The sequence below is a fragment of the Methylomonas sp. 2F7 genome, assembly GCF_057126975.1.
Genome location: NZ_CP195203.1, coordinates 669977 through 684370 on the forward strand (window position 1 = coordinate 669977; position 14394 = coordinate 684370).

Annotated in this window: 11 protein-coding genes; 4 read left to right on the plus strand and 7 right to left on the minus strand. The window is 55.2% G+C overall.

Features of this window, described 5'->3' with window-relative positions:
- Positions 1-18: 18 nt before the first annotated feature.
- The 5 genes from ACR64Q_RS03215 to ACR64Q_RS03235 all read right to left on the minus strand — a co-directional run bounded on the left by ACR64Q_RS03215 (position 19) and on the right by ACR64Q_RS03235 (position 5539).
- Positions 19-1215 carry a PepSY-associated TM helix domain-containing protein gene (locus ACR64Q_RS03215; RefSeq protein WP_026603534.1) on the minus strand — a complete coding sequence of 399 codons (1197 nt, stop codon included), beginning with the start codon at positions 1213-1215 and terminating at the stop codon, positions 19-21.
- A gap of 12 nt (positions 1216-1227) precedes the next feature.
- Positions 1228-3573: a TonB-dependent receptor gene (locus tag ACR64Q_RS03220; RefSeq protein WP_051427077.1), complete on the minus strand. Its 2346-nt coding sequence runs from the start codon at positions 3571-3573 to the stop codon at positions 1228-1230.
- Between the two features lie 127 nt (positions 3574-3700).
- Positions 3701-4657 (minus strand): FecR family protein, encoded by a 957-nt coding sequence (locus tag ACR64Q_RS03225; protein WP_313733563.1) that lies wholly within the window; start codon positions 4655-4657, stop codon positions 3701-3703.
- Positions 4658-4669: 12 nt separating this feature from the next.
- Positions 4670-5185, minus strand: coding sequence for an RNA polymerase sigma factor (locus ACR64Q_RS03230; protein WP_026603537.1), 516 nt, complete (start codon positions 5183-5185; stop codon positions 4670-4672).
- A gap of 198 nt (positions 5186-5383) precedes the next feature.
- Entirely contained in the window at positions 5384-5539 is a 156-nt protein-coding gene (locus tag ACR64Q_RS03235; protein WP_155931149.1) for a hypothetical protein, read from the minus strand.
- A gap of 473 nt (positions 5540-6012) precedes the next feature.
- Between ACR64Q_RS03235 and ACR64Q_RS03240 the strand changes: the two genes are divergently transcribed.
- The 4 genes from ACR64Q_RS03240 to ACR64Q_RS03255 are packed head-to-tail and all read left to right on the plus strand — an operon-like array spanning position 6013 to position 12449.
- Positions 6013-6681, plus strand: coding sequence for a CerR family C-terminal domain-containing protein (locus ACR64Q_RS03240; protein ID WP_313733564.1), 669 nt, complete (start codon positions 6013-6015; stop codon positions 6679-6681).
- Positions 6671-8233, plus strand: a complete 1563-nt coding sequence (locus tag ACR64Q_RS03245) for an efflux transporter outer membrane subunit (protein ID WP_313733565.1) — start codon at positions 6671-6673, stop codon at positions 8231-8233. Before ACR64Q_RS03240 ends, ACR64Q_RS03245 begins: the two co-directional genes overlap by 11 nt.
- A complete protein-coding gene (locus ACR64Q_RS03250) occupies positions 8230-9342 on the plus strand; it encodes an efflux RND transporter periplasmic adaptor subunit (protein ID WP_026603541.1) in 1113 nt (370 codons plus the stop codon). The genes ACR64Q_RS03245 and ACR64Q_RS03250 overlap by 4 nt, the downstream gene beginning before the upstream one ends.
- Entirely contained in the window at positions 9339-12449 is a 3111-nt protein-coding gene (locus tag ACR64Q_RS03255) for an efflux RND transporter permease subunit (RefSeq protein WP_313733566.1), read from the plus strand. Before ACR64Q_RS03250 ends, ACR64Q_RS03255 begins: the two co-directional genes overlap by 4 nt.
- Positions 12450-12863: 414 nt before the next feature.
- On the opposite strand, the gene ACR64Q_RS03260 is transcribed toward ACR64Q_RS03255, so the two are convergent.
- On the minus strand, positions 12864-13391 hold the full coding sequence (locus ACR64Q_RS03260) for an REP-associated tyrosine transposase (RefSeq protein ID WP_313733567.1): 528 nt from the start codon (positions 13389-13391) through the stop codon (positions 12864-12866).
- Between the two features lie 201 nt (positions 13392-13592).
- On the minus strand, positions 13593-14357 hold the full coding sequence (locus ACR64Q_RS03265; protein WP_313733568.1) for a hypothetical protein: 765 nt from the start codon (positions 14355-14357) through the stop codon (positions 13593-13595).
- Positions 14358-14394 lie beyond the last annotated feature (37 nt).

Here is a 14394-nt window from a genome sequence, read left to right on the forward strand (position 1 = left end):
CCATAAACCACAAAGGTGTTATCGATTCAGCATTTGGGGCGATAGCGGCTGGTTTTTTGCGCTGAGCGACTGCCGTTTGGTCGTACGCCGACCGCGACGTTTTTGCAGCCAGCGTATCAGCCCGGTGATAAACAGTATTGGGCAGACGAGGCCGGAGAATAACACCAGCAATTGGCCGGTCAAACCAAACGCTTCGCCGGTATGCAGCGGATGCAGCCAGTTAATGACGGTATCGGAGCCGCCAAGCTCATCCGGATTGCTGATGGCCAACACCTGGCCGGAATATTGATCCACCCAGACATTGGTTTTGGGAAAGCGCAGACTGGGTTCGCCGGCTTGGCGCAGATTGATGCGATAGCTGCCGTTGGTGTCGTGCGGCGTTTCTATCCAGCACAGGCGCGCCTGCGGGAAGCGGGCTTGGCCGACAGCGACGGCTTGATCCAGGCTGATGCGGGCTGGGTTGTTTTGGGTTATGGCCGATTTTGGCGCGGGCGATGCCTGCAAAGGCGAGAAATAACCTAGTATAGGATTGACATATTGCGGAATCTCCAAAGCTACCCCGGTTACCGCCAATACCAGCATCACGATTAAGCTGTAGACGCCCGCCAGTTTATGTAGATCGTAATTTAAGCGTTCGCGGCTGGCATGTCGCTTTAGGCTCAAAGCGCTCTTTAATTTGTGCAGCGGCGGCCACCACAGATAGACGCCGCTGACCAAGGACATCAGCAACAAGCCGCCCACGATAGCCATCAATATCTTGCCGGTTTCGTCCAGCAACAATTTGTAATGCAGATCGTAAAGCCAGGTCATCGCAAATTCGCCCCAGAAGCGATTGGCGAGTACCGAGCCGGTATAAGGATCGACCGACAACATCAGCGGGGCAAAGCCGTGATGCTCGGTTTCTTGCGGCTTATAGTAGCGGGCGGTGATCGCCCGCTGCGGATCGTCTGGTATTTCCAGCCGCCAGCCGCGTTGCCGGGTAGGTTCTGCCCGGCGCAAGGCTTGAAAAATATCTTCGTAGCTTTGCCGTTGGGGGCTGGGTTCGGAAATGATCAATTGCGGATTCAGCCACTCGTCCAGATCGATATAAAACACCAATAGACTGCCGGTCAGACCGACCAGCGCGATGATCAGCCCCAAGGATAAGCCTAGATACAAATGCACGGCCAGCCAAAACTGGCGTCTAGCCTGTTTTTTGCCGGCCGTTAATTTCATGGTGATGCGAGCTTAGTAGTCGAACTTGACGTTGACGGCGCCGTAGAAGGCAATGCCGTCGCCCGGCGAGAAGAACGGTTGGGCGGTGGCGCCGAAAGTTTCGTCGTACCAAACGTATTCCCGGCGCGCATCGGTCAGGTTTTTGGCTTGAAATTGCAATTCCACTTCCTTGGTCACCTGATAGCCCAAATCGAGGTTAAGTAGGGCGTATTCCCCGTATTGGCCGCGTTGATTGGCTTGATCGACAAAGTAATCGCCTTGGCCGCTGGTCCACAGCGAAGAACGCAATTGCGGCAAAATTTGGTAGTCGATACCGGCCGAAAACAAATAATTCGGGGTATTGACCACCTGATTGCCGGCGACGTATTCCATAGTGCCAGCCGAAACCACCGGCGGATTGGTGACTTTAGCTTCCTGTAAAGAGTAGGCCGCCCAAACGCCGACTTTGTCGGTGGGGTAGACCTTGACTTCAATGTCCACGCCCTGGCGCTTGGTGGCACCGATCATCGTCGAATCGACGCTAGCCAAATTGCGGCTGATTTCGTTGCTGGCGTCTTGTGCCCAATAGGCGACCCGGCCCTCGGCCCAATCCACCGGTTTCAGCTTGACCCCAACTTCCCAGCCATCGTTCAACGAGGGGCCAATGTTGGCTTGGTTACGGCCGATGAAGGTTGCCTGTCCCAGGCCGACCTGGAAGGTGCGGCCCCAGTTACCGTAAAGGCTGTAACCTTCGATTGGCGTAATCACCGCGCCGATTTTCGGCTGCGAAATCGTGCCGTAATCGTTCAACGGTGAAGAGCCGAAGGTGGTGCCGGGGCGGTAGTTGAAAAAGCTGCCGTCGATGATATCGGCACGGTAGCCCGGTGTCAGCTTTAACCATTTGAAGGGTTTGATCACGGCCTGAATGTAGCCGCCGTAGTTCAAGAAATCCCACTTCTCGTCGTTACGCAAACCGCTGCTACGGCGAACCCGGCTATCGGTCAAATAACGCAGGTATTTGTTCTCCTGCTGCTGGAAATCGAAACCGGTTTCCAGCGAAAAGTCGTCCAACCAACTGACAACCGGATGGTAGGTTAGCGAGGTCATCGCGCCGTACTGGATTTCATCGCGGTCGCGTTCTTGCTGCGCCGCGCCTGGACCATAGGTCACGTAACGTTGGTCGTCGAATAAGTTACCGTAAACCTTGGACGACCAGAATAAGGTTTTGCTGAGGTTGACATCCAAATGGGTGCTGACTTGACCAACCGTACGTTTGCCGCCGTCGGTGGCATTTCGGGCGAAGGTTTGGGTTTGATTGAGTAACTGTTCCTGGTAAGTCATATAGCCGGGTTCTTGAGCGCCGGCTTCGCTCCAGCGGGCGATCAGACCTATTTTGTATTTTTGGTCGTCCGGGGTGTAAAACCATTTGCCGGAAAAGCTGTTTTTATCGGTGTCGCTGTGGTCGCGGTAGCCGTCGCTGGCACGATAGGATATTTGATAGTTTTGCGAGAGACCGTCTTTTTCGTAACCCAGCCCGGACTGGATGTCGTGGGTATTGAAACTGCCGTAACTGAGCCGGCCCTTGGCGTAGTTGCCGCCAGCGGTGGTGTTCATGCTGATGTTACCGGCAAAAGAGTGCAGGCCGTAGCGGGCGTCGTTGGTACCGCGCACCACTTCAATCGACTCGATGTCCAGCGGAAACAGCGAGTCGATGAAATAGGTGTCGCCACTGTTGGTGTTGCTGGGAACGCCGTCGATCAGTAATTTGACCGCGTTAACCCGGCCTTCGCCATTGAAGCCGCGAAACGACATTTTTCCGGTCGTAATGCCTTGGCCGAATTGAGTAACTTGGACGCCGGGCATACGGTGGAATAAGTCGTAGGCCGTCAACACGTTTTGGTCGGCGATCTTATCGGCGTACATGATGTCCACCGAAGTGGCGATGTCCTTGCTGGTTAATTTTACATTTTCTGCTTGATCACTAACGGTGACCGCACCCAGCTCGAAAATCGAATCGTCCTTGATGGCTTGTGCTTTTGGTGCTGGGACTTTTTTAACCGCAATTACGCCTTCGCCCACTTGCTCGTACTGTAAGCCGTTCTGACTTAACACTTTTTCCAAGGCCTGTTGTACAGTGTAATTGCCCTTCAGCGGCTGGGCTTGCAAGCCTTGCACCACTGAGTCGGCGTATATCAGTTTGGTATTGGTGGACTTTGCCAGGTTCTCCAACGTAGCTGCCAGCGGCTGCGCGGGAAGGTCTATGCTCGCGCCGGAGCTGTCTGCCGCGCTTGCGTCTATTGAAGCAGCTAGGGCCAAAGCCAGCAGCGGCGCCCGTCGGCGCGGTTTTTTCTCAGGTGGGGTGTTAAGTTTGCAATCCATGATCATCTCCTGTTAGTCGTGGGTGGCAATATTTTTTGATTCGCCATACCCCATTAACGAAGCAGACTGGTCAAACTGGACATTTTTGCGGAATATTTTTTTGAACCCGAAAGCGCACACTTGCTTGTTAGCGGCTGTAAAGCACGATGGTTTGCTTTTGGCGTTGTACGCGGATAGGCAGGATTTTTTCCAGGGCTTGTAGAAACGGCTTGAGATCGGCGCTATTGAAACTGCCGCTCAGGGTTTGTTTGGCCAAAGTAGGATCGGCAAACGCAAAACGCACGGCGTGATAACGCTCCAATTCCGCGACGACTTCGGGCAGCGGGGTATGGTCGAACAACAGCTGGCCGTTAAGCCATGCCGCCACTTGTTCGGGATTGGGTTTTTCGGATTTTTGCCAGTGGCCGTTTGGGTCTATCTTGCGGCTGAAGCCGGCCGGTAAATTTTCGCCAAACCAGCTGCGGCCGGCGTACAGGGCCACTTCGCCTTCCAGTACCGATACGGCGGTGCCCAAAGCATCGTGCCGCACGTTAAACACGGTGCCGATGTCTTTAATTTGTAGATTGCCGGTATGTACGTTAAAAGGGCGCCAAGCCTGATGGGCGACGTTGAACATGGCTTCGCCTTGCTGCAATTCGATCTCGCGGCGCCACCAGGACAGTCGCACACGCAGTTGTGTGTCTGTATTCAATTGCAGTTGGGAACCGTCGGCCAGCTGCAAGGTTTGCCGTTCGCCAATGCCTGTTTGGTAAACCCTGCTAGGGGCCTTGAAGTCCAGCCATGCGCCGGTCAATATCGTCGCAAGCAGCAGGCTGCCGGTTAACATTTTGCCGTTTCGCCAGATGCGGGGCCGCGCTGAGCGTGCGGCACTCAAACCAGCTACCTCGCGGGTTTTTAGCTTATCCAGGTTTCCCCAAAGGCTGGCTATGTCATCGTAAGCCTGCTGATGCGCGGGGTTTTGCAGAAGCCATTGCGCGAATGCTTGCCGCCGCCTGTCGTTGCAGTATTCGGACTGCAACTCCACAAACCATGTCGCGGCTTGTTTAAGAATCTGTTGTTCTTGCGAAAGGTTAGGCGCCTTCATTGATTGGCCGGTTTAGTAACGCACGTCGTTGAACATCTGATGGCAGTGCAGCATGGCTTTGACCAATTGGCGTTGCACGGTCTTTTCGGAGATGCCCAGTTGTCCGGCGATTTGCGCATAAGTTAATTCGTCGATCTTGCGCAGCAGTAAAATATGTCGGCATTGCCGTGGCAGGCTGGCGATAGCCAGTAACAGGCGCTCGCATTGCTGGCTAAGAATGGCAAAGTCCTCGGGTTGCATAAGCGGGCAAGTCAGCTCGTCGTCTAAGCCTTGAGTCTTTGCGCCGCTAAGCTGATGGTGGCGAATAAAGTCTATCGACAGTCGTTCGGCGGTACGAAACAGATAACCGGGCAGATTGTCGGTGTGCGCCAGACTGTCCTTGCCCAGTAAACGTAAATAAGTCTCCTGACTCAGATCTTGTGCGGCATCGGGGCACTTTACCTTTTGCAGCAAAAAATCGACGATGGCTTCTTTATGATTCAGAAATAATTCGGCTATCTGATCGTGCTGGATGGCGATGACGGACAAGCGACAGGCTCCGGATTTTGTGAAGGGAAGACGGAAATTGCCGCAAGCTGTGTGCCAATAAACGCAGGCAGCCGGCCAATCCAGGTAATGCTTGGCTGTAAGGTTGTTGATGGCGAGGCGTAGGGGGAAGGATTACATCTAAAACTATGTCATATAACGCAGTTTCGTGCGGCATATGACCTAGTGTTTCTGCTCAAATCAGCCGCAATGGAAGCTATTTTCGGCAGGAATCGAGGGAAAGTTGTCCTTGAGCATATCCAGATGCTCGGTCATGCTACATACCATGGCCGTTACTGAAGTATCGACATGAATACTTTCAGCTTTTCCAACCCAGACAGGTTTGTTTTCAAACATCGCCAAATCGGCATCGTGGCGTTTTCAGGAGTCCAAAGCCTGGATAAGCCGCCCGTTTGACGTCTTCAGCTTTGCAAGTTTTACGTTAAGAACCTTGGGTATCTCTGCGGCCGGGCGGTCAATCACAATTTAATATCTATTTGACGTGCGAAGCCAGCCATCGCATGGTGCGGTAGGCGGTCGTTTCAGTAGATGGGTAAGTCGGTGGCAGGCCCGATTGCCTTACCGACATCTCATCGTTCAGCAATAAGGTATTCGTCTTGGGCGTCGGTTAACTCCTCGGCCTTCAAATTGGCAGCCAGTGCTTCAGTCAAGCCATTTCCAAAATCTTGCCCAGTAAAGCCGAATAATATCGCTCGGCATTCAAGCTCAAGGTATGCGTCATATTTTAGTTTGACAATCAATCGATTGATTGATAAATTTAAAATCAATCGATTGATTTATTTTTCAGCATACACTTTCGCCGAGGCAGCATGGTCACAACCGAAAACTCCGAAATAGAAACTCACGACGCTCGCAGCCGGCTGGTAATGGCGGCATTGCGGCTATTTGCCGAAAAAGGTTACAAGGCCGCTTCCACGCGGGAAATTTGCGACGCGGCGGGGGCAAACATTTCGGCCATCCGCTATTACTTCGGCGACAAGGCCGGTCTATATCGCGCCGCGTTTTTCGAACCGATGGGCGACACGCCTTGCGGCTCCGATGTCGCCGCCTACGCCGACTTACCGTTACCCGAAGTGTTGACCCGATTTTTCGGCGAATTCCTCGAACCGTTGAAAAAAGGCGAGGAGCTTGGGCTCGTGATGAAACTGCACTTCCGGGAGATGATAGAGCCGACCGGCGCCTGGCAACAGGAAATCGATGCGGAAATCAAACCTCAGCATGAAGCCTTGGTGTCGCTGCTCAAGGAACATTTGGGATTGAGCAGCGTCGACGAGGATTTGCATAGGCTGGCTTTCGCGATGATAGGCATGGCGGTGTATTTTTATGTGGGGCAAGACGTCATCTCGATGATCTCTCCGCAAATTTTAAATTCCCCACAACACATCGACGTGCTGGCCGAACGTCTGGCCGGCTATGCGTTGGCCATGATAGACAGCGAAGCTGCGCGCCGCGCTCGGGATGGCGATCATGAGCAATAATATCTCGCGGCCGCTTGGCTTGAGTTTGATCCCCTTGCTGCTTTCGGCTTGCGGGTCCGGCGGTTTGTTGACTACCGTCGGCCCGGATTATCAAGCCGAACCGCTGCCCGCACCGGCAAGCTGGCAAGTGCCGCAAGCGGATGCAGCCAATCGGCAACAGGCTCATCAAGGCGATCCCGCCGAGCTGATGCGCTGGTGGGAGCGTTTTCAAGACCCGGCCCTGACTCGCCTGTTGAGCGCCGCCGAGCAAGTTAGCACGTCGGTTGCCGATGCCAGAGCACGTATCGAAGAAGCTAGAGCCAATCTCGTGGGCGCCGATGCCGCCTTACTCCCTAAATTGGACTCCGAGCTCGCCTCCAAACGCTCCTCGTCCTCGTTTGGCGGCACACCGTTCATCTGGAACCAATTCTCGGCCGGACTGCAATCCAGTTGGGAAATAGACCTGTTCGGCGGTTTGGCCCGGCAGCAGGAAGCGGCCCAGAGCCAACTGGCATCACGCAACGCCTCCTGGCACGATGCCAGGGTCGCGGTCGCGGTAGAAGTCGCCGATGCCTACCTGGCTTATCGTTATTGCGAAGCGCAAGTGCAACTATTGCGTACCGACAGCGATTCGCGCCTTGAATCGGCGCGGGTGGCGGCGGTTGCCGGCCAGAGCGGCTTCCGCTCGCCGGGCGACGTGGCCTTGGCTACCGCCAGTGCCGCTGAAGGCAGCAGAACCTTGCTACAGCAACAAGCTCAATGCGAACGATCCATCAAAAGCCTGGCGGCGATGACCGGCCTCGCGGAAGCCGACTTGCGGTCATTACTGAACGGCTCGGCCGATCAGGCGGCGAAATTGCCCACTCCACCGGCGTTCGAAATCGCTTCCTTACCGGCCAAGGTGTTATTACAACGGCCCGATGTGGCCGCCGCCGAACGCGACCTCGCCGAGGCCAGCGCTACTATCGGTGTGCAACGGGCAAAACAATTTCCGAAATTGAGCCTGTCGGGCAACATTACCCCGACGCTGCAAAACATCAACGGCGCGGCGCTGATGCTGGCGCAGACTTGGGCGATAGGGCCGACCCTGAGCTTGCCGCTGTTCGACGCCGGTAAGCGCGCGGCCGATGTGGAAGTAGCCAGGGTGCAATACCAAGCGGCGGAAAGCCGCTTCCGCGCCAAAGTGCGCACGGCGGTCAAGGAAGTCGAAGACGCCCTGGTGCGTTTGGATAGCACCCGCCAACGCTTGCCGCAAGGCCGCGAGGCGGTCAACGGCTACCGGGCAAACTTTCAGGCGCTGCAAACGCTCTACCAAAGCGGATTGGGTAATTTGCTCGACGTGGAAACGGCCCGCCGCAACGTGCTTGCCGCTGAACTGGCGCTCGAAGAACTGGAGCAGGAACAGGTCGGCGCCTGGATCGCGCTTTATCGCGCGGCCGGCGGCGGCTGGGCGGACGGAGGCGACTCGCCGAATCCGGACACGGCAGCAGCGGATCCAACCAAACTTAGAGCCATCGGCAACACGCATTTATTTCCGAATCAATTCGACACGCTCAGCGGAGGAAAATCATGACCAAGGGAAAAATAGGCGCGCTATTCGTCGCCTTACTACTATTAATCGGTATTGGCGTGGCTATCGGCCGCGTCAGCCAGCCCGCGCCATCGGCCGAAGCACCGGCGGCTAATCCGGCGCTCAGCGTTTCGGCGATTCGTCCGCAAACGCGTGATATTCCGCTCAGTCTTACGGCTAACGGTTCGATTGCGGCTTGGCAGGAAGCCGTGATCGGCGCCGAAATCGGCGATCTGCGCCTGAGTGCGATTAATGTGCAAATCGGCGAAGCCGTTAAAAAAGGCCAGGTGTTGGCAACCTTTTCGGACGAAAGCGTATTGGCCGATGTCGCGCAAGCCCGAGGCGTAGTGGCCGAAGCCGAAGCCAATCTGGCCGAAGCCCGACTCAACGCCGAGCGGGCACGGAAGGTCTCGGTATCCGGGGCGTTGAGCGCTCAACAAGTGGACCAGTACCTGACCGGCGCCAAAACCGCGGAGGCCAAACTGCAATCCGCCAAAGCGCAGTTGGATGCGCAATTGCTACGGCTGAAATATACCAAGGTATTGGCCAGCGACGACGGCGTGATTTCCGCGCGTAGCGCCACCTTGGGCGCGGTCGCCACGAAAGGCCAGGAATTGTTTCGCTTGATTCGGCAAAACCGCCTGGAATGGCGCGGCGAGCTTACCGCCGCGGAAATGACGCAACTGAAACCGGGCAACAGGGTGAGGGTGGAAGTGCCGAATGTCGGCAGCATAGAGGGAAGTGTACGTTTCCTGGCGCCAACCCTTGATGTGCAAAATCGCAATGGCTTGGTTTACGTTGATTTACCTCATGCTGCGCAAAGCGGTTTACGTGCCGGTATGTTCGCCCGTGGTGAATTTGATTTGGGCAGTTCCACGGCTCTAACCGTGCCGCAAGATGCGTTGTCGCTGCGGGATGGCTTTAGCTATGTGTTTCTGCTGACCGAACAAACCGAAGACCGGGCCCGCGTCAAGCAGGTCAAAGTGCAACTGGGCCGCAGAAACGGCGACCAGCTGGAAATTTTATCCGGAGTGGCCGCCGAAGACCGGCTGGTGGCCGGCGGTGCCTCGTTTTTGGCCGACGGCGACAGCGTACGGGTGGTAACACAATGAACGTTTCAGCCTGGTGTATCCGCAACCCCATTCCGGCCATGATGTTGTTCGTGCTGCTCAGTTTTGCCGGTTTGATCAGCTTTAAATCAATGAAAATCCAGAACTTCCCCGACCTGGATTTGCCTACCATCACGGTCTCGACCTCGCTGCCCGGCGCTTCGCCGTCGCAACTGGAAACCGAGGTGGCACGGAAAATCGAAAACGCCATCGCCACCTTGCAGGGTTTGAAACATATCACCTCCAAGGTCCAGGATGGCAGTGCCACCATCACCGCCGAATTTCGCCTGGAAAAGCCGGTACAGGAGGCCTTGGACGATGTGCGTTCCGCCGTTTCCAAAGTCCGCGCCGACTTGCCTGGCGACCTGCGCGATCCGATTGTCACCAAGCTGGATTTGGCCGGTTCGCCGATTTTGGCCTTAACCGTCAGTTCCGCGCAGCGCGATGAAGAAGCGCTGTCCTGGTTTGTCGAAGACACGGTTGCCAAACGCCTGTTGGCGGTACGCGGCGTCGGTGCGGTCAACCGGGTGGGCGGTGTCAGCCGGGAGGTGACGATTGCTTTGGACCCGGTCAAGCTGCAAGCCTTGGGGGCGACTGCGGCAGACATTTCCCGGCAATTGCGGCAAATCCAGCGCGAGAGCGCCGGCGGTCGCATCGATTTGGGTAGCGGCGAACAACCGGTGCGCACCTTGGCGAACGTGGCGTCGGTCGATGAAATAAGGCCCTTGCAGCTTTCATTGGCTGACGGCCGCCATATTCGGCTCGATCAAGTCGCCAAGGTGGACGACTCGGTAGCAGAACCGCGCGCGCTGGCGCTGCTGAATGGTAAACCGGTGGTGGGTTTTGAAGTCACCCGCAGCAGGGGTGCCAGCGAAGTGGAAGTCGGCGCAGGCGTGAAAAAAGCCCTAGACGAGTTGCGCGTCGCCAACCCGGATATCGAGTTCACCGAAGCGTTTAATTTCGTGACGCCGGTCGAAGAGGAATTCCAAGGTTCCATGACCATGCTTTACGAAGGCGCCTTATTGGCGGTTTTAGTGGTCTGGCTGTTCTTGCGCGATTGGCGGGCCACCTTTATTTCCGCGGTGGCTTTGCCGCTGTCGGTGATTCCAGCCTTTTTGGGCATGGATTATTTGGGCTTTTCGCTAAATGTGATCACCTTGTTAGCCTTATCTTTGGTAATCGGCATTTTGGTCGACGATGCTATCGTCGAAGTGGAAAACATTGTTCGTCATTTGCGGATGGGAAAAACCCCGTATCAAGCCGCCATGGAGGCCGCCGACGAAATCGGCTTGGCCGTAGTTGCCACTACCTTCGCGCTGGTGGCGGTGTTTCTGCCGACCGCATTCATGAGCGGGGTGGCCGGGCGGTTTTTCAAGCAATTCGGGTGGACGGCGGCGCTGGCAATTTTAGCCTCGTTAGTTGTCGCCCGGATGCTGACGCCGATGATGGCGGCGTACATGTTAAAAGACAAAGAGCACGCAGAGGTAAAAGAAGGTGTACTGATGCGCACCTATATGAAGCTAGCGGGCTGGTGTTTGCATCATCGGCTGACCACAATTTGCGGCGCGGCGGCGTTTTTTATCGGCTCGCTGTTTTTGATTCCGTTATTGCCCACCGGCTTTATCCCAGCGGACGACAACCCGCAGACCCAGGTCTTCGTAGAATTGCCGCCCGGCTCCAGCTTGGCGCAAACGCGCGCTTCCGCCGAAGCTGCCAGGCAATTGGTCGCCGGTATCGACTACGTAAAAACGATCTATACCACCATCGGCAGCGGCTCGGCAGGTAGCGACCCGATGGCCGGCAACCAAGGCAGCGGCGAGGTCCGTAAAGCCACCTTGACGATTACCTTGGCCAACCGGCAAGACAGACCAGTGCGTAAACAGGTCATCGAACAAAATATTCGCCAGGCTTTGCAAAAACTGCCCGGCGTACGTACCAAAGTGGGTTTGGGCGCTTCCGGCGAGAAATACGTGCTGGTGTTGAGTGGCGACGATCCGCAAGCCTTGAGTACCGCCGCCCGCAGCCTGGAACGCGACCTGCGAACCATTCCAGGCCTGGGCAGTATCGCCTCCAGTGCCGCGCTGGTGCGGCCGGAAATAGCTGTGCGACCGGACTTTGCCCGCGCCGCCGATCTGGGCGTGACTACCACTGCGCTGGCGGAAACCCTGCGTATCGCCACCCTGGGAGATTACGACTGGTCGTTGTCCAAGCTCAATCTGGCGCAACGGCAAGTGCCGATGGTGGTGAAATTGGCCGATGAGGGCCGGCACGATTTGAGCGTGTTGGAACGGTTGGCTGTGCCGTCCGCCAAGCCGGGCATCGGCGCGGTAATGGTCGGCCAGGTGGCTAAACTGGAGCTGTCCAGCGGACCGGCGGTGATTGATCGATACGACCGCTCGCGCAATGTTAACTTCGAAATCGAGTTGTCCGGCCAGCCGCTCGGCGACGTTGCTGCTGCTGTTGAGAATCTTGAAAGCATCAAAAACCTGCCGGCCGGTGTTAAACGCATCAATATCGGCGATGCAGAAATGATGGGCGAGCTGTTCACCAGTTTTGGCTTGGCCATGCTGACCGGTGTTCTATGCATCTTTATCGTACTGGTCTTGCTGTTTAAAGACTTCCTGCAGCCCATCACCATTTTGGCAGCATTGCCGCTGTCCTTCGGCGGCGGCTTCGTGGCCTTGCTATTGACCGGCAAGGCCTTTTCGATGCCGTCATTGATTGGTCTAGTGATGCTGATGGGGATAGCCACCAAAAACTCCATCTTGCTGGTCGAATACGCTATCGTCGCCCGCCGCGAGCATGGCATGAGCCGCATGGATGCGCTATTGGATGCCTGCCATAAGCGCGCTAGACCTATCGTAATGACCACTATCGCCATGGGTGCCGGCATGTTGCCGATTGCGATAGGCATGGGCAACGCGGATTCATCCTTCCGCAGCCCAATGGCAGTCGCGGTCATCGGCGGCTTGGTGACGTCCACCTTGCTGAGCCTATTGGTGATTCCGGTGGCTTATACCTATCTGGACGATTTCAAAAACCTGGGGTCGGCACTTTGGAAACGCTATACCTCGCCCAAGGTAGTCGCTGTCCGTTCCCAAAGTTCATGAAAATCTGAGTTTAATGGAATTTAATCCTCTACAGAGGGGATTAAATTCTAGCTTCAATCAAATTGAAGTCGAAACTTCACCATCAGAAAAATCCAGTCCGGTAAGGTTCTGCCATTTGTGTACGGATGGTTTTTCTGACGAACGTCAGTTGATTAATATACAGCCGCCAGCCGTAATCCCAAAAATGTGCGACTGCCTATAGGTTGTGCCGAGCCATGCGAGGCGCAACGAACACTAGCGGTGCGCCTGCCGGCAGCACCCTATATTCTGCGCACCTTATGGCCTTTCGATTGAAGTGTGGCCATTGTAGCCTCGATTTAGCGTTAGCGGAATCGAGGGTGTCGGCCTACCGATCATCAAGCCCACACCGGAAATTGAAAGGGGTTGGTCTTCGAAACCTCGATTTCATCGAGGCTACGGTTCGCCGAAATTCCGATCCGCAACATTCTCGCCAGCCCAGTTCAAAGGCAACCAACCGCGACGGACATAACGGTGAAACGATGAAAACGGCCAATCTTGCACGCGTTGCGCCCAACCATGCTTCACCGGGTTGAAGTGGATGTAATCAATGTGATGCAACCAATCCTGTTCGTCGCGTATGGTATGTTCCCAATAACGGCGTTGCCAGATAGATGCACTGCCGTCATGCCGTTTGCCGACATCCATACCCTGGCGGTCCAGCGCCTGAGTGAACAGTGATTTGATCGATTTCCAACGGCCGGGATAATCGGTATCGAGTTCCGGTAAACGCCAGATGGTATGCAAATGATCGGGCAATACCACCATAGCCTCAATCACGAAGGGTTTTCGGGCTCGGGTTTGCGCAAACGCTCGGCGTAAATCGCCGACATGTTCGACCAGAAAACGCGCCCGGCGATCGCGCAACGTCACCGTAAAAAAGTAGGTGCCACCCGCCACGAAATTACGCCGATACGCCACCATCGCCATTCCTTACGTCGATTGAAGTCAGGCCATTGTAGCCTCGATGCAGCGATAGCGGAATCGAGGACATCGGCTTACCGACCACCAAACCCACTTCGGCAATTGAAGGGGATTGGTCTTCGAAACCTCGATTTCATCGAGGCTACTTGCTACTGAGAGGTGAAAGCGCCCAAAGGCAACCATTCAACGCGAGGTTTCGCGTCATTTTCGGTATGTTTGCATAATTGGTTCTTGGAGTGGCTTGGCCACAAATTTTTCAAGCATGCCTTCAGATTTCCGCCTTGCATCGCCTCCACCGCTAGGCAGCCGATTCCCATTATGGATAAGCACGAACTCCTTCTTTAGAGTATCCGTCATTCTACGAAACGTAGGTTGTGGATCCCTGTGAGTCACTGATAATTCGTTAGCCAAGCACGAAAACTCTCTTACTTGCTCTGGAGTCGCATCCGACACAGTTACAAATTCACTTCGACGATATCCAGCGGCGTCTGTGTAGTGAAGCAATTGCGCGTCACTTAATTTTTCTTCGCTTGGCACCTTATCTAGCAACGGTCCAATATGCCCAAGAACAGCGATAAAGAGACGACGCTCTACGTCAAACCCATACCACGTTATGAGGCCATTGTTGATATAACTGCCAACAAATAGCGAGTAGCCACCCTCACGAATTTTTTCAATCTCAATTGGGATTCTAAGGTTTGCAGCCTTCCGCTCAGCAATCGTAATGTCTTGCAAGGGGGTTGCATTCTTCAGTCTTTCGATATCTGTCTCAAAGGGACCTGACACGCAGGAATCATTTTCACCTAAAGAAGGTGTGGCGATATCCGTCTTTGGGAGGGTAGGATTCTCGGAATTCGCAACTAAAGGTTTGGGCAACAATGACAGAGCCAGTAGCAGCGTGATATTCATGGTGAAACCGAACATAAAAGGGCCGTTGTCGCTGAGGGGGCGTAACCAGTCGATCAACAATTCTCCATGCGGATCAACTGGTACACCATTTCAT